Annotated in this window: 11 protein-coding genes and 1 pseudogene; 7 read left to right on the top strand and 5 right to left on the bottom strand. The window is 38.8% G+C overall.

What is annotated here, in order from left to right; all coding sequences use genetic code 11:
- Positions 1 to 262 precede the first annotated feature (262 nt).
- From H4J54_RS08155 to H4J54_RS08140, 4 genes and pseudogenes are all read right to left on the bottom strand, one after another.
- On the bottom strand, positions 263 to 2,827 hold the full coding sequence (locus tag H4J54_RS08155; protein WP_182190383.1) for a TonB-dependent siderophore receptor: 2,565 nt from the start codon (positions 2,825 to 2,827) through the stop codon (positions 263 to 265).
- 520 nt (positions 2,828 to 3,347) lie between these two features.
- A pseudogene (locus H4J54_RS19215) lies at positions 3,348 to 3,470 on the bottom strand (transposase); the annotation flags it as partial.
- Positions 3,471 to 3,667: 197 nt separating this feature from the next.
- Complete coding sequence (locus H4J54_RS08145; RefSeq protein WP_182190382.1) at positions 3,668 to 4,579, bottom strand: sensor domain-containing diguanylate cyclase; 912 nt, start codon at positions 4,577 to 4,579, stop codon at positions 3,668 to 3,670.
- Between the two features lie 224 nt (positions 4,580 to 4,803).
- The gene (locus H4J54_RS08140; RefSeq protein ID WP_182190381.1) at positions 4,804 to 5,667 is read right to left on the bottom strand and encodes a S9 family peptidase; all 864 of its coding nucleotides are present in this window, start codon (positions 5,665 to 5,667) and stop codon (positions 4,804 to 4,806) included.
- A gap of 279 nt (positions 5,668 to 5,946) precedes the next feature.
- Here H4J54_RS08140 and H4J54_RS08135 point away from each other — a divergent pair, with 279 nt between their 5' ends.
- The 7 genes from H4J54_RS08135 (at position 5,947) to H4J54_RS08105 (ending at position 14,680) form a co-directional block, all read left to right on the top strand.
- Complete coding sequence (locus tag H4J54_RS08135) at positions 5,947 to 6,420, top strand: hypothetical protein (RefSeq protein WP_182190380.1); 474 nt, start codon at positions 5,947 to 5,949, stop codon at positions 6,418 to 6,420.
- Between the two features lie 28 nt (positions 6,421 to 6,448).
- Complete coding sequence (locus H4J54_RS08130; RefSeq protein ID WP_182190379.1) at positions 6,449 to 7,324, top strand: sulfite exporter TauE/SafE family protein; 876 nt, start codon at positions 6,449 to 6,451, stop codon at positions 7,322 to 7,324.
- 304 nt (positions 7,325 to 7,628) lie between these two features.
- On the top strand, positions 7,629 to 8,570 hold the full coding sequence (locus tag H4J54_RS08125) for a lipid A biosynthesis acyltransferase (protein ID WP_182190378.1): 942 nt from the start codon (positions 7,629 to 7,631) through the stop codon (positions 8,568 to 8,570).
- Between the two features lie 764 nt (positions 8,571 to 9,334).
- Positions 9,335 to 10,318 (top strand): S41 family peptidase, encoded by a 984-nt coding sequence (locus H4J54_RS08120; RefSeq protein WP_182190377.1) that lies wholly within the window; start codon positions 9,335 to 9,337, stop codon positions 10,316 to 10,318.
- Positions 10,319 to 11,454: 1,136 nt separating this feature from the next.
- Positions 11,455 to 12,750 (top strand): efflux RND transporter periplasmic adaptor subunit, encoded by a 1,296-nt coding sequence (locus tag H4J54_RS08115; RefSeq protein WP_182190376.1) that lies wholly within the window; start codon positions 11,455 to 11,457, stop codon positions 12,748 to 12,750.
- The gene (locus H4J54_RS08110; RefSeq protein WP_310650083.1) at positions 12,747 to 13,469 is read left to right on the top strand and encodes an ABC transporter ATP-binding protein; all 723 of its coding nucleotides are present in this window, start codon (positions 12,747 to 12,749) and stop codon (positions 13,467 to 13,469) included. The genes H4J54_RS08115 and H4J54_RS08110 overlap by 4 nt, the downstream gene beginning before the upstream one ends.
- Complete coding sequence (locus H4J54_RS08105) at positions 13,469 to 14,680, top strand: ABC transporter permease (RefSeq protein ID WP_182190375.1); 1,212 nt, start codon at positions 13,469 to 13,471, stop codon at positions 14,678 to 14,680. The genes H4J54_RS08110 and H4J54_RS08105 overlap by 1 nt, the downstream gene beginning before the upstream one ends.
- A 190-nt stretch (positions 14,681 to 14,870) precedes the next feature.
- On the opposite strand, the gene H4J54_RS08100 is transcribed toward H4J54_RS08105, so the two are convergent.
- Positions 14,871 to 16,778 carry a helix-turn-helix domain-containing protein gene (locus H4J54_RS08100; RefSeq protein WP_182190374.1) on the bottom strand — a complete coding sequence of 636 codons (1,908 nt, stop codon included), beginning with the start codon at positions 16,776 to 16,778 and terminating at the stop codon, positions 14,871 to 14,873.
- Positions 16,779 to 16,864 lie beyond the last annotated feature (86 nt).

The following is a 16,864-nucleotide window of genomic DNA, read 5'->3' as shown; positions in this document are numbered from 1 at the left end:
GGTCCAATACAATGAAAAAATCAACAACATCAATGACTCCATTGATAGCTAACTCCGTTAATAACTGAGGTCAGTCGGTAAGGTTATTAAAAAGCATTAGGAAGTAGTGAAGAATAAATTGAATTCGTTAATTAACAAGCCAAAAATATACCTCTAAATTCGTCAATCTCCCTTAGACGCTTATTGCATTAATACTTGTTAATTATATCAATGTAAAGAAAAAGCTTGAGCAGCAAATACCACTCAAGCTTTTAGATTACGGTTAAAAAGTTACACTAATTTTTCCATAAACATATCGTCCGGTAAAACCGAAAGGCGAAAAGCCAGAGTAAGAAAATAATCGAGAAAATGTGGTTACATCTTCAACCAACTCGCGCGTTGTATCAGGGTAAACATCAAAAATATTATTCGCCCCTAAAGTAAACTTAACACTTTCTGTTAGCGCGTAACTCACATCGAGATCAGTCACCCACTTTTCAGGTAACACTTCATTGCGAGCAGTGTTGTCAGATGGGTCTTGTGTTTCACCATAACGCGTTGTTCTTAGCGTGGCATACCAACTATCTTTATTCCAGGTCGCACTAAGGTTCAATTTACTTTTTGGTGAGCCAACTTCAAATCGACGCAATTCATTACCAGAAAATAAATTATCCTGATCAAATCCTGCATTTTGTAATACCGTTGGTGGATCGATAACATGAGTTACTTCATTTTTATTGTAGTTAAAACCGGCATTAAGTAATAAATTGCCCATCTCTGCCATGTCCATAGAATAGGTTGCAACTACATCAACACCTTTAGTTGTACTATCGATAGCATTTAAGAAAAATCGTGCGCGGTTGGCACCACTACCTGCTAACAAGGTCTCTACTTCAGGGCCTGATAAATTGTTTGATAAGACAATGCGATTGTCAATATCAATGCGATAATAGTCTACCGATAAGCTAAATTCAGCCAATGGTGTCCAAGTAAAGCCGCCGCCAAGACTCATGGCATCTTCAGCGTCTAAGCCCGGAGAACCTAGTGCCTTAGCCACATTACTGTTTGGCGAAAATGTACCTGTTTCTGTTGGTACAGCATCAACGAAAACAGTGGAAATAGAGGTGAAATGTTGTTGCTGTAAAGAAGGGGCTCTAAAACCTGTTGACGCCGAAAAGCGCAGTGCAAACTCATCAGTTAATGAGATCCTATTAGCAACTTTACCACTTACCGTAGAGCCAAAATCAGAATAATCTTCATAACGTGTCGCTACTGTTAAATTCCATATTTCAGTAATATCAGCTTCTAGATCAATATAGGCACTGACATTATGACGGCTATTGTCGCCTGCTGATGCGGGTGTAAATCCAGGAAAAACTTGTGAGCCCGCAGAGCCAAATGGACCATTTATCGGATCAGTTACTGCACCGCCACTACCAAAAGTGCCAAGTTCGTAAGATGCCGTTTCACCAGCTTCAATTTGATAGCCCTCGTTTCTATATTCAAAACCAAAAGCAACATTGAGGCTACTGTCAAACATATCAACATCGACTTCTTTGCTAAAATCTGCATTTAATGTCAGTTGATCATAAGTTAATGTACCAGCATCAAATTCAGTCTGGCTCGACGGACCAAATGAGGTATTTAAGCTATTAGTGACGCCAAATTGAAACTCATCTTTCCCGTAAACTGCTGATAGATCATAATTATAATCATTGATATAACCGCGTACTCCTGCAGCTAAAGAATAATCAGCAATATCTGACGTAATGACCGGTAAAAAACCATCGGGGTAAATACTTTGTATATTACGACTGTCTTGTGCTCGGCGATAAAACCCACCTCCCTCACCTTCTCGGCCGCTATAAGAGCCAAAGGCATAAAGTTCAGCATTTTCGTTAAGGTAGTAGCCACTATTAACAAACAGTGCGATGTCGTCCACGTCGCCATTCCCGTAGGTATGATTATATCTATTAGTTGTTAATTCGCGTGGGTCTAGACTACCATCATCAAGTCGTGCGTAATTTTCTCGTTGGTCATAATCAGCTCGATTGGCCGAATGGCGATTACGAAGCTCTGCTGATACATTGACGAAACCATCTTCACCCAGCGCAAAACCTGAGTTAACTCTTAATGTTAATGTTTGACCATCAGTGACTTTGCGATCTCCACCCTCAACAAAGGCTAAGTTACCATCATCACCAACACCCACTGAATTTAAAGTGGGCACTCCATCCATTGTAGAGACATTAGCACCATAGGTTACCGATGCTGAGCCACCACTATTAGCATTTTTAAGGACAATATTAATGACGCCAGCAATGGCATCTGAACCATATTGAGCCGCAGCGCCATCACGCAACACTTCAATTCGCTCAATGGCATTAGCAGGAATGGCGTTCATATCAACCGCTGATGAACCTCGTCCAGAAGAACCATTTAAATTTAATAAAGCACTACTGTGTCGACGCTTACCATTAATTAATACTAAGGTGTGATCTGGTGCCAAGCCTCTTAATTGTGCAGGTCGAACATGGTCGGTACCATCGGTGATTGAAGGTTGAGGAAAGTTAAAACTGGGGAGTAATGTCCCTAAAATTTGATTGGTTTCAGTAAGACCCGTATTCATAATTGCATCAGCGTCTATAATGTCGATGGGGACAGGACTATCTTCAACACTCCGCCCTAATCGTCTTGAGCCAACAACACTAATTGTTTCTACGTTTTCATCCACCTTAGCCTCTTCTGCCAAAGCACTGGGGGTAAATGCCATTGCTGATAAACCAGATAAAGCGATAGCTGATGTAATTAAGCTTAGCTGTGATTTAATATTTTTAGTCTGTATCATTGTATTATTCCCATAGTAGTTAACTCTCCATTTCGTTCTATTATCAATCAGTTGCTTTTATGTTATCGACTTGTATATCAATCTATCAATATCAATGGGGTCAGAGTTAACAATATCAATAGGGTCAGAGTTAATGACTTTCATTAATTGTTTATTTACTTTCATGATATATAAATGATTTTTTATCATCCCCTCGAGTTAAGGGACTTGCTCTTTTACCTGTTTGTTGTGCTATTTAAGCTTTAAATCGTTCACTACCAAGCACCTAAGCTTTAATTGTTGCTTCTTGTATTTCAAGCAAATTTTTGGCGATATCTGCTGGTGAAATAATGCATAATAAGCCTGTTGTCTCAACTCACTATTTATTTCTAACATTTGATAACAATTTTCATAACAATAATGAGGAGTGATTAGCGACTCGCTTTTCCTCATGCATTATGCTGAAAATCTGACCATAAATAGACACTGGGCGCTAAAACCATATTAGCCCTTCACACAAAATGCCTGTTCGGCAATAAGACTAATTAATATAGCGCACATAATAACAACCCAGTGATTGCATCAATTGACTCATACCTTTTTCAGTCGCGGGTGTAAGTAATAAATGTACATGATTCGTCATCAACACATAAGCATGCACTTTGACCTGAAATTTTTAAGCATAAAATTTTAGTTTATTAAGGTAGGCTTTATAGTCCTGTTCGGCAAAAAATCATAATTGACGATTATTGCCGCGTTGAGCAACATGTGGTGGAATATTAGGTAAATTAAAACGCGGAAGTCTTGCTATATTATTCACTAATCCATGTGCACTAAGTTAGCGTTAAAGCTAATTTATTATTAGCTAAGTATCAATGACTCTGACCCCATTGATACAGAGGCGTTGTCAGCAGAGTTAGTTTGAGTTGAAATATGCACTTGATTTCGACCATTGTTTTTACTCGCATAAAGCGCAACATCTGCTTTCTTAAGTATCAGGGAACGATCATCTCCCGCTTTAAATAAAATAGCACCAATACTTACTGTAATATTTTTCTCTTCGATAATAACTGAAGAGGCGACTTTCCCACAGATATAATCAGCTCGTCTTCTAAGTTCATCTTCTCCTTTGAGATCATAAAGGATAATCACAAATTCTTCGCCGCCGATCCGAAAAACTTTACTCGGAAATTCAATCATATTTTCTAGTAATTTACTCAACTTTATTAATGCGTTATCGCCCATATCATGGCCTAGTTTATCGTTAATTTTTTTGAAAAAATCAACGTCCAAAATAAGCATCCCATAGTTAAATGTTACATCGCTCTTTAATATGTTAGCTATATCATATTCAAATTCCCTGCGATTACTTAATTGTGTTAATAAATCAGTTTTAGATAATCGATCTAGCTCATGTTCAGCAGTAGTGTCTATAACCACTCCGGTGAAACCTGCAACCTCTCCCTTTTCTATCAAAGGTTCGTAAATTGCGTAGCAATAGTGCGAATTACCATCAAGTTTAGTAAAGGAGGTATTAAATTTAACCGTTTCACCAGTCAACACTTTGTTGTAATGCTTCAAATTTCCATTAAAACCTTCTAGTCCAATAACTTCTGATATGTGCAATTCAACGGCTTCTTGTTGAGATATATTATGAATTTTTGAAAAGAATGGATTGATATAGGTGAACTTTAAATTTTTATCTGCAACGTAACATAGAATAGGAGCTGTCTCTACTAACTGCTTAAAAGCTGTGACTGCATTTTTATTCATACAGAATCCTTATTAATAGAAAAAGCTAACATCTCATTTATGATGAAAATAAAATCTACATGTTTTGATACAATTTATCAAATATTTATATTTTTCATAGGATCTATTTATTATTGATAGGGGGAAAAAGCTATGCTTACGTCGTAAGCACTGAATAAAACGAGAACTGCATCAATGGGGTTAGAGTCATTGATGCAGACATTAATACTTACATTTATGCTTATTTATCGACAGTTTGAATTTAAAAATGCTTCTGTTACTTTAAGAAGCTTTGAACGGTTATTATTAAAACTATGATCGTCTTTGATCAACCTATAATTTACATTATTACCTTTGACTTGACGCATGGCGTTAGCTAGAGCATTTATCTCTGCAATAGGGATAACGTCACTGTCTGCGGGAATAAATAGTATGGGACGAATACCAATTTCATGAGCTCTGGTGGTTAAATCTAATTGCTCCCCTCTCTTGGCTAACTCTCTAGTGGCAACCTCCCCAGACCACCCACGCAGCATAAACAACGAATCTGCATACGCAGCCCACATATTTTTAACTTTTTCATCGTCACTTTTAAATGTAACGCCAATATTTGCCCCGTCGTAGACCACACCACAAGCAACTTCAGGATTATCAAATAGGCCTGCAACCGCCATGTGCCCACCCATGCTGTGCCCAATATAAGATATTTTATTAGGATTTATTTTAAACTTTTCGGCATTTTTGGGTTGTTGAAAGAATTTCGTTACCGCCGTTACATCTTGCTCCGAGCCAGTAAATGAAAAATCACCCTCTGCCCCCCAAGCACCTCTATAATGGAAAAATATTACATTCCACCCAGCGTCTCGCATGCCTTGTGCGACATCCAAATTCTTCTCATTTCCAGGATATCCATGTAATAATATAATAGTAGGATGAGGCCCTTTACCCTGCGCACCGTAATAAATAGCGGGTAAACGTTGACCATCAGATAACAGGGTAACTTCAGCAGAGTTCTTTGGATAGGCCTCTACTTGGGCAGGTTCAAGCTTGGCGTGAACACAAAAAGAAACACTCAACAGTAGACTGACTAAAACATAACGATAACTCATGGCAATTTCCATTAGCAGAACTTCAAATAGTAAGACACCAAATATGACACAGTAAAGATATGTTTGACTATATCTAAGTAATAGCCTTTGCACAAAAAAATGGATTTTCATCCACTATCAATAGGATTTTTTATCAATGAATAGATAGTCCCATTGATAAACAAGAGTATTGGGTGAAAGAATTTTAGTGACTCATTTATTGAAAATACCTACCATCAGCAATAGGGAGTCGCTAAACTAGCGTTTTTAGTTTTTAGTTTTTAGTTTTTAGCGAGCATTATGACTACACCCTTTTCTTGTCCCACTAAGTTTACCTCAGACAAAGCTCATTCCGCTGAATGTTCTAGTGAACTTATGACCTGCGAACATGCAATTTTGGCCTATTGTAAAGCTATTTTTCTATCACTGTTTGGCATATTATTAGTGCTGTTTACTGACATAGCTCTATACGCTGCTTGGTTTTTGTTTAGCCTAAGTATACTCAAAACCATTAGTGTTTATTACCAAGAACCTTACGGGTTGGCACGACAAAGGTTAAGTAAAGTCGCTAAAAGTAACACCCGCTTAATCGTCAATGACTTCAATATTTCCATCGAATATCTTTATTTAAGCCATACTATTTTGTGGGACTATATTTCAGCGCTCACTGCAACCTCAAAAGCTTGGCTGAACAGCCATATATTAGGCAAAAATTATGCATTTAATCGCGGTTTATCCACACCAGCCATCACTTTTATCGCTGGTGAACTTTAATGACTTTAATTCGTCAACTGTCATCTAGATGAATAATCCTATTCGTTTATCGAATGCAAAATTTATCTGTTTATTTTTCGGCGCCTGGTTGCTTTGGCTTTATCTCGCCCCAGCTAAAATAAGTGAATTAATGGATTACGCCTTATTCAGCTTATTAGGAATAATAGGCGCTATTTTTGCCAACGCAACGGGCGCTGGTGGTGGTGTCGTTTTTATTCCCATGTTCAAAGAATTAGGCTTTACTGATACTCAATCAGTGGCCACTAGCTTTGCTATCCAGTGTTTTGGGATGACCGCGGGCGCGATAACATGGTGGAATCACTATCAAACTGAAAAAACGGATCTGCGTTTATGGCAAGGCTTTAAACGTATTATTGTGATCACCAGTATTGCTGCCATAGTCGGCATTGGAGCCGTTCAAGGTTTTAACATTGTATCTCCCTCATCTTTACATCATAGCTTCAGCTGGTTTTCGTTAATATTAGGCTGCGCCATTATTTTAACGGTTTATGCTATTAAGCCCAAACGCGAACGTAGCCAAATTCAATGGTTTGACTGGTTAGCCTTGTCAGTTATTGGTTTAAGTGGTGGCGCCATCACGGCGTGGTTGTCCGTGGGCGTGGGTGAATTACTAGCGGTATATTTAATTCTTCGCCGCTTTGATATTAGCTTGGCGGTCTCTGCTGCGGTGATTGTTTCAGCAATCACTGTCTGGACAGGTATTTGGCATTATACTCTAGTTAATTTTCAGGTGTATTGGCAAGTGGTCTTATTTGCTGGCCCTGGCGCGATAATCGGCGGTATTTTAGCTAAAACACTGGTCACTCACTTGTCAGCGACCAAGCTCAAGCTTTTCTTCGCTTTTTGGCTAGTGGTTATTGGCCTCGTTGGTCTTGAACTATAGCTTTTACTCCTAGCTAAAAAACAGTATTAAACCTCCGCCGATCCAGCATGTTAGGTATAGATATCAATGGATTAATCAATATATTATATCAATGGATGTTCTTATAAAGGCTGAAATTGAGTATCAGCTGGTAGAGAAATTATTAGCCTTTCCATAACCATATATGAATAATTGTTGCTGATATATTTTATTGTATTTAATCCCTGCTATTGTTAGCCTACGCAGAAATATACTCCTAGTAATAAACAAGACAATCGTACAACTAGTATGGTGTTTATTTAGTGGCGAACCCTTAAGAGAAATTATGACAAGTCAAACCAAGTTGAATCAAACTGAAGATGTAAAGTTGCTTAAATTTGAATACTTACATCCACAATATTGGGGAACTTGGTTCCTGATTAGCTTTTTATATACATGCAGTTTTTTACCCTTTAAATTGCAATGGCAAGTTAGTCGAGGTTTTGCTTTTTTGGCTTTTCATCTAGCCAAAAGCCGTCGAAATGTTGTTCAGGTTAATGTAGATATTTGTTTCAGTGAAAAAAGTGCTGAAGAAAAAAGTGCCTTAGTAAGAGCTATTTTCCATGAAAATATGCAAGGTTATCTCGACAGTGGTACGTCATGGTTTCGCAATATAAACAAATTTAAAAGCCGTATTGAAGTTCGTGGCCAAGAAATTCTTGAACGTGAAAATGCTAATGGTACAGGCATATTATTAGCAGGAGCACATTTTAGTATTCTCGATCTTGCAGGAGCATTAACAAGCTTAGTTTGCGATTTAAATGTGAGTTATCGACCTTTAAACAATAAATTGATGAATGCAGTAATGATGCGTGGTCGTTATCGTTTTGTTAAAAATGCTTATCACAAAAAAAATGTTAAAGGATTTATTAGCTGTATGCGCCGTGGTGAAATATTGTGGTATGCCCCTGATCAAGATTACGGTAGAAAGCACAGCACCTTTTCACCCTTTTTTGGACGGACAGCTGCCACTATTACGGGTCTAACTTTTTTAGCCAAAGCGGGTAAGGCAAAAGTTATTCCCTATAGTTATCATAGAAAAGGGTACAGCCAACAATACGTATTAGAATTTTATGAGCCATTACCTAACACAGGTTGTGAAGAAGAAGATGCTGAAAATTATAATACTTGGTTAGAGTCGGTTATTCGTCAATACCCTGCTCAATATTTGTGGCTTCATAAACGTTTTAAAACTCAACAGAATCCAGAAGAGCCTAGCCCATATTAGTCTATCAATGAGGTCAGCGTTAATGATTTTCTAAACGCGTAGTCTTGCCATATTATTCACTAATCCCTCTAAGTTAAGCTAGGGTAAACTAGGTTAAGTTACGTTAAACCTAGTTGACTATTAGTCGTTATCAATGACTCTGCCCATTGATAACGACTTAAGATCCAACCTATGAGTTGCTTATATGTTATCGTCACCTGAAAGCATTAAAAATATCAGCAGTCGCTTTAATCCAACTTTTGAAAATTCTGGGCTGAATAGTTAAGCTTAATTAGGTAATAAATCATTTCTATTTTGATAAAAAGATTACTTTATTTTGTATCTTCATTAGTGATTATTTTATTGCTAGGGTTGGTAGTATCACCAAATAAAAGCACGCAATTTTTATATGAAAATGTTTCAGCTAGTGAAGTGCTAGTGGTGAAAGTTCATAAATCCATTGTTCGTCATGCAGTGATAGTTAGCACTAATCAAGCGACTAATTTTAATCACTTCAAGCAACGATCCGTCGAATATAAATTTGTTACTGAATTAACCATATTTCTTGCCTTTGTAATATATTATCTACGTGTTAAATCAATAGTGTTACCTCCGCCTTGGTATATATTTTTAAAGCACCACTCTCGCATCTCTCTTTCTGGTTGGAAAGTCAGTAACTTGTTGTATAAAAACAAATTATTCTACCAATATTAACTCTCCCCTCCTTATGTTTACTGATTTTTATTCAGTCGATGATTTATGGTTTTGATAATAAAGGTAAAAATATGAAATTTATAAAGGTAATACTGCTAACTATACTTTGTTTAAACCTTGGCATGGTTCAAGCCAAGGTTTTTAAATTGGTCACTCCTCTTCCTAACTTTACGCACAAAAACATTATAGAGAGCAGCCTTGAACTCATTGATGTATTAGAAAAATATTATATATTTCCGGAAAAATCCGAAATAATAGCTAAACAGTTACAGTACAATCTCAGATCAAATAAATTTAATCAGATAAATAATTTAGGGCAATTTATTCATGAGCTCGGTATCTTTGTCCGAAGAGTAGGTGAGGATGGATATTTAGATATTATTGAAACAAGTCCTCAATTTGAGATTGGAAATAGCCAAGTAAGCAGAGTCCCAACAAACATAACAAGCTTTGGCTTTGAAAAAATAGAAATCCTGTCAGGAAACATAGGATACTTGAAGTTGGATTATTTCTACCAAAACCCAAAAGCTGAATTAAAGGCTGCTCAAGTATTTGACTATTTGTCAGAAACAGAGGCCATAATCATAGACTTACGTGATGTAGCAGGAGAGTCAATATCCCTCGCACAATATATGATGAGCTTTTTTATCGAGCAAAATACAATATTGACTAACGTTATTTACGATAAGCAAACAAAGACCGAAGTCTTGAAGTCAGCTCCAAACTTAAGTAATGATCGTTTAAAGCATAATTTCCCTGTCTATATACTCACCTCTGCTTTTGTTTCTGGCACAGGAGAGTTTTTTAGCTATACGCTCAAACACTTAGGTAAAGCACTGATTGTTGGTGAAAAAACAATGGGGGTTGCTTACATATCTAGAAAGCTGAGAGTTGATCAATTTATAAGTATTAATATGCCAATTGCTATTCCTATGCACCCTGTAACAAAGACAAATTGGGAACAAGAAGGCGTAGTTCCTGACTTTGATGTTAATGCAGATCTCAGTTTCGATATGGCGTACAAATTAGCTAAAGAACATTTAAATATATTTTAAAAATAAATAATTGGTAGTTACTCAGCCTAAATAAAATTATTTTCAATATTTAAAAATATCCAGTTACTCGGTCTTTTTGGAGCTTTATCATAGCAGTATGAACGATAAAGCTCTGACGTGGTTAAATTGACTCGACTGCCCCCCTTCTATCAAAGCCCCTTCCATTTAGCTTTTATTTTTCTACAAACACCAACAGTCCTTCAATACAATCTACACTGTTATACTGACGTTTCTCCCATGCATATTCTGCTGAAAATGATTCTTTGAGAGATAAATGACTTGATTTATGTACCGTCTCTTTAATAACTATTACAGACAAGCGTGAACATTTAAGGATATCTTTAACCCAATTATTTACCCACAACTATAAATCAATGAGTGGAACTACTTCATTAACCAAACCATATTGAAAAGCCTGTTGCGCACTAATTTCCTATCCTGTAATAAGGTGACCTAAAGCAGCTTTAAATGGCATTTTTTTAGTTAAACGAAAAACACCTCCTGCGCCAGAAATTAATTACAATTTCGCTTCAGGTAATGCATATCAATGGGGTCTATCAATGGGATCAGAGTTAATGATTTTCTAAACGCGTAGTCTTGCCATATTATTCACTAATCCCTCTAAGCTAAGCTAGGTTAAGTTACGTTAAACCTAGTTGACTATTAGTCGTTATTAATGACTTTGAGCCCATTGATAGTGATTTATCCCATTACACTGCATGTATGATTACATAGCTTATGAGAAAATAATGGATGAAAAACTCAATATACTAAGTGACAAAAATCATTGCATTTACTTAAACATTTTAAGTCATAAAGTTATCACTTTTTTTTTCTGAGTTTGATGCTATGTTTTCTCCCACACACAGTATTCACTATGCGAAATGTATCATAATTGATTGTGACACTTATGGTGAGGATCATCATCGCTGAAATAATAAACGACTGCAATTGGCAGCCAATGATGGTTCAAAATTCCCGCGAGTCCCTTAAAAAAAACAAAGGCGAAGGCAAAGTGGAATACTTTATGGTTACTTAAAAATAGCTTCATTACGTTGTTGACGGCAAGGCTCAAACAAGCAGGACTAGTGTTTGATGTCGCACGACCAAGGTTCGAATAAATAGAGGCACCTAACATGTCATCAAATGACCAAAAGTCGGCAACAACACAGAGTGCCGATATTCGCCAGACCTTGGGCATAGATCAGTCTACTCGTCCATACAGTTCACGTATAAAATGGTTTTGGGCTGTCGCTGTTATTATCGTTATTTCAATTGTTGTTTGGCAAATATTTAGTGACGGCCAGTCACAAACCCTTCGCTATAAAACCGCCAATGTCAGCCGTGGCTCGCTGAGTATAACGGTTACAGCCACCGGCACACTTCAACCCGTAAATCAGGTTGAGGTGGGTTCAGAAATTTCCGGCACCATTAGTGCTGTGCTGGTAGATTTTAACGACCGCGTCAAACAAGGTCAGGTACTTGCGCGTATGAACACCGACCAGCTTCAAGCAAAGGTCAATCAGGCCAAAGCATCCCTTAATTTGGCCAGAGCGCAGGTCAAACAGACTGAAGCTACATTGATCGAAACCAAAAAAAAGTTAAGTCGCTCCAGAGAACTTGCTAAAACCGGTATGTGTTCCGAGCAAGATTGCGATGCAGCACAGGCGTCATATGACCGTGCAGTAGCTAATATGGAGAGTACCAAAGCGCAGGTTGTTCAGGCGCAAGCTTTTTTGGATGCCGAATCAACCACATTGGCAAAATCCACCATACATGCCCCCATCGACGGCATTGTATTGAACCGTGATGTTGAGCCAGGTCAGACTGTGGCTGCCTCTTTTCAGACACCTGTGATGTTTACACTGGCCGAAAATCTCACGCAAATGGAATTACATGTGGATGTGGATGAAGCCGATGTCGGACAGGTTGTCGTGGGACAGGACGCCTTGTTTACGGTAGATGCCTACGCCAATAAAAGTTTTCCAGCGAAAATTTCTGAAGTTCATTTTGCCTCTCAAACTGTTAATGGCGTGGTGACTTATGAAACCGTACTGAGTGTCGATAATTCAGCATTATTACTGCGACCGGGAATGACGGCTACCGCCGATATTTTGGTTAAACAGGTGAAAGATGCCTTGCTGGTGCCTAATGCCGCTCTGCGTTTTAGTCCGCCAGTACTGGCGAAAAAAACAGCCAGTAATGACAACCTGATTATAAGCCTGATACCTCGCCGGCCCAGCCGCACAAAACCACAAGACACGGCTAACGCCAATAATAAACAGCAAAAATTATGGCTGCTACGCGACGGCCAGCCAGTGGCCATTGCCGTTACAACCGGATCAACCGATGGCATCAAAACTGAAATCATTAACGGTGATATTGAAACCGACATGCCATTAATTATCGATACCATCAGCAACAAGCAGTGAACGATATCATGCCAAGTCAACAACAATCCCTGATCGAACTCAGAAGCGTAACCAAAGTCTATGGTACAGGACAGGCAGAGATGCAGGCGCTGCGCGGAATAGATTTAACCATCGAGCGTGGTGACTTTGTCGCCGTGATGGGTCCTAGTGGATCGGGCAAGTCAACCTGCATGAATGTGCTAGGTTGCCTCGATACACCGACCACCGGAAGTTACCTTTTTGATGGCATAGATGTCGGTACATTATCCCGTGATCAACTTGCTTTGCTGCGGCGTAATTATCTAGGTTTCGTGTTTAAGGGATACAATTTACTCAACAGAACTTCGGCACTGGAAAATGTGGAATTGCCGCTAATTTATCGAGGCATGGCCGCAGCTGAGCGTCGAGCCCGCGCTTTAAACGCTCTGAAGGTGGTGGGCCTGAGTGGCTGGGAAGACCACACGCCGGGCGAGTTGTCTGGCGGCCAGCAGCAACGGGTTGCCATTGCTCGCGCCATTGTTACACAACCGTCGGTGTTGCTAGCAGACGAGCCAACGGGCAATCTAGACTCATCGCGAAGTCGGGAAATAATGGAACTTTTAAGCTCATTTAATCACGACCAGGGCATTACCATTGTGATGGTCACCCACGAGCCAGACATGGCCGCTTTTGCCAAACGCCAGATTCACTTTCTAGATGGTTTGGTGGCCAACGATGCAGACAACACAGGACACAAGTGATGCTATGGAATGCGTTGTTACTGGCAATACGGGAAATCCGTCGAAATGTTATGCGTTCGTTCCTAACCATTCTGGGTATCGTCATTGGCGTCGCCGCAGTGATTATTATGGTTACCCTCGGAAGCGGAGCCACTATGCAGGTTACCCAGCAAATCAAGAGCCTAGGCAGTAATCTGTTGCATGTTAGACCAGGCCAGCGTGGGCATGGCCCTGGAGGCACGCGCGAAGCGGCTGAAATGTTTGAAGTAGACGATGTTAATGCTATTAGCCGAGAAATATCTGGAATATTTGCGGTGGCGCCAATTGCCTCGAAAACCACCCAGGCCATTTTTGGCAATGCGAATTGGTCGACCAAGATCACCGGCAGCACCAATGGCTATCTGCGAGTGCGGGACTGGCCGCTAAAAGCTGGGCGTCTGTTTACCGAAAATGAACTACGTTCTGGTAAAGCGGTATGCATACTGGGTACGTCTGTGCAGTCGGAGCTCTTCGGTGAACAAAGTTCTTTAGACGCCACAATTCGTTTGCAAAAACTTTCATGCCAGGTGGTCGGCGTACTCGAGACCAAAGGACAGTCAACCTTCGGCACAGACCAAGATGATCTTATACTGATTCCGCTGCGCACCTTTCAACGACGCATTGTGGGGAATACAGATATCAACAGTATCTATGTTTCGGCGCAGGAGGGCGTCTCTACTGACAAAGTCAAACAAAGCATCGAACAACTGATGCGCGAGCGTCGCCGTATTTCATCAAGTGAAGATGATGACTTCCATGTCAATGATATGGAAGAACTCCTCAGCATGATGACGAGTACAACCCGCGTGCTTACTGAATTACTTGGCGCGGTGGCCGCCGTGAGCTTACTGGTAGGCGGCATTGGCATTATGAACATCATGTTGGTGTCGGTCACCGAACGAACACGGGAGATTGGCATTCGCCTGGCCATAGGCGCTCTGGAAAGAGAAGTTCTGCTACAGTTTCTGGTTGAAGCCGTGGTGCTGTCTTCGCTAGGTGGGGTTGTCGGCATCATGCTGGCACTGGCAGGCTCTGTAGCGCTGGCAGATTTAATGCGAATTCCTTTTGTATTCAATACCAGTATAGTCGTGGTGTCATTTCTGTTTTCTGCAGCAGTAGGTGTCATCTTTGGTTACTTTCCCGCGAGAAAGGCCGCGCAACTAGATCCCATAGAGGCTTTACGGCATGAATAACCTTTGCTTTATTCGTTCACTTATATGGTATCAATGTGGTCAGAGTTAATGATTTTCTAAACGCGGAGTCTTGCCATATTATTTACTAATCCATCTAAGTTAAGTTACGTTAAACCTAGTTTACTATTAGTCGTTATCAATGACTTTGACCATTGGCACTACTAAACTTTAAAGAAGAACCTGCTCAACTCTACTTTAGCTTCAACTTAACGATTGAGGTATTAACATCAGCTTTACCAAGGTAGAGGATATCATTCTCATATGAAATTACTCTTTTGTATAATGCACGACTCTTAGTTTTCGATACTAACTCACCTGTTTTTATATCAACAATATGTGTTTTATCCTTAACACTATACCAATGGACAATTCTACCTTGGTGCTCGAACAAAAGCTTGTTCATAGTTGGTTTAGCTATTACTTTTCGTTTTTCATTAACTATGGTGTTAGATAATTTGTCGACAAATAAGCAACCACCTTCACTTGCGAAAGCCCTATCACCTTGTTCTACTATCTTTTGAAAGGAACGGTTACTTGCTTCAAATTGGAAAATTCCTTTGTCAGCTTGAGCAATCAAACATGTTCCATTGGAGACTAGTTTGGTGGCCTTTAATTCACTTAGATATAAAGGTTTTTTGTCAACAATCTTATAAATACCTGATGCACCTGCCAAGTAAAGCTCTTCTTGATAAAAAGCTAAATGCCTAAAGTTTAATTCTGTTTCCAAATAAAGGGTGTTAAAAATAACACCTTCTTTTAATTGCTCGACAACATAACCACTATTGGTTAGCGCCAAAACCGATAACACCTTGTCCGTATAGGTAAAGTCACGCACGCCATTTTCTAAGCTGTATGTAAAATTCCCCGAGATGCTATATATAACTTCTTTAGAAGTGTTACCTAATGAAAAATATAGTTCGTTCTGTAATATTAATGGGTCATCAATTTTTGTTGTTTGAGGAGCTAAAAATAGTGATTCCTTAAAACCTTGAGAAAAAACATCATCAGCTAAATTCATTTTAAACAGCTCGTTATTATTACCAACAAAGAACAAGTTAGTTTTGGATACGGCTATTGAATAAGGCTTAGCTCTGTATTGGTAAAGAGTTCTTCGCTTATTACCCTCAAAGTACATAAGAGACATTTGATCTAGGTGGTTCTCTCTGAGAGAAAACATCCCATTACCATGTGCCTTTATAAAAGCATCAATAAATTTATTACCGTTTTTTGAATCAAAATTTGTAGTTGTAATTTCTTCCAACCGTTTGGTTTGTAGATCATATATGAAAGGTTTGATTGACGAGGTGGGGTTGACATTAAAAGTAATGTAAAACTTGGTATCACTAATCCAATCAAATGAAGGGAAAGCGTTCTGTCTATTACAAGGAATTTCATCAATCAATTCTTCTACAGGCCTTTTAAATATTTTGATTTTACACTTTGAATCTTCCACAACATGCATCACAGTGCGGCCGCTACTGTGAATTTCTATGCCCCTGTATGCGCCAGGATAATCGGCAGACATAAGTATGATATTTTGGCGATTCAAGACTTTATATAGCTTTGATGTTTTATTGTCTCTTGCAGTAACATATAACGAATTGTTATATTTAGCATAATCTAAAATGTAGTCTTTAGATTCAAAAACAGTTTGAGTCGAAACTTTAGGTAGGGAAATTTTCTGATTATCTCTAGGATAAATATTAAACAAGGTAGCCATAGTTAAAATAAATATAAATATAAATATTAACGTACCCAATAAAACCTTAGGAAGCTCCATTGAGTAGCTTTTTTTAAAAGGCTGCTCTATTGATTCAAAGACAAGTTGGTAACCTTTACCTCTTATATTCTTGAAGGATGTCTTATCTCTAAACTTTAGGCGTAAATCACTAATAAGCTTACGTAGTGAGTTATTAGTGACTACTCGCTCTCCCCAAATCACAGCTTCTAGCGTTTGAGCATCAACAAAGCCATCATCAGATTTGAAAAACAACTTTAAAGCTTCTTTTTCCTGATGGCTTAAATCTATACTTTCTTCGCCCCTGACCGCAGAATCAAAATCTACTGACAGCAAAAATCCATTTATTTTAAATATCACATTGGAGTCTATTTATTTTTTTCGAATATTAAACGTTCAGGAACCTTAATTCAAGTAATTTACCTCACTAGGCAACTAATTGATTA

This window comes from Colwellia sp. MB3u-8 (genome assembly GCF_014076985.1).
GTDB lineage: Bacteria > Pseudomonadota > Gammaproteobacteria > Enterobacterales > Alteromonadaceae > Cognaticolwellia.
This window is presented reverse-complemented; position numbering and strand designations above follow the sequence as displayed.

Excerpts from the sequence above, each read along its gene's own strand:
- H4J54_RS08120 (WP_182190377.1), top strand. The coding sequence starts at position 9,335 with ATGAAATTTATAAAGGTAATACTGCTAACTATACTTTGTTTAAACCTT.
- H4J54_RS08145 (WP_182190382.1), bottom strand. The coding sequence starts at position 4,579 with ATGAATAAAAATGCAGTCACAGCTTTTAAGCAGTTAGTAGAGACAGCT.
- H4J54_RS08130 (WP_182190379.1), top strand. The coding sequence starts at position 6,449 with ATGAATAATCCTATTCGTTTATCGAATGCAAAATTTATCTGTTTATTT.
- H4J54_RS08135 (WP_182190380.1), top strand. The coding sequence starts at position 5,947 with ATGACTACACCCTTTTCTTGTCCCACTAAGTTTACCTCAGACAAAGCT.
- H4J54_RS08140 (WP_182190381.1), bottom strand. The coding sequence starts at position 5,667 with ATGAGTTATCGTTATGTTTTAGTCAGTCTACTGTTGAGTGTTTCTTTT.
- H4J54_RS08155 (WP_182190383.1), bottom strand. The coding sequence starts at position 2,827 with ATGATACAGACTAAAAATATTAAATCACAGCTAAGCTTAATTACATCA.
- H4J54_RS08105 (WP_182190375.1), top strand. The coding sequence starts at position 13,469 with ATGCTATGGAATGCGTTGTTACTGGCAATACGGGAAATCCGTCGAAAT.
- H4J54_RS08125 (WP_182190378.1), top strand. The coding sequence starts at position 7,629 with ATGACAAGTCAAACCAAGTTGAATCAAACTGAAGATGTAAAGTTGCTT.
- H4J54_RS08115 (WP_182190376.1), top strand. The coding sequence starts at position 11,455 with ATGTCATCAAATGACCAAAAGTCGGCAACAACACAGAGTGCCGATATT.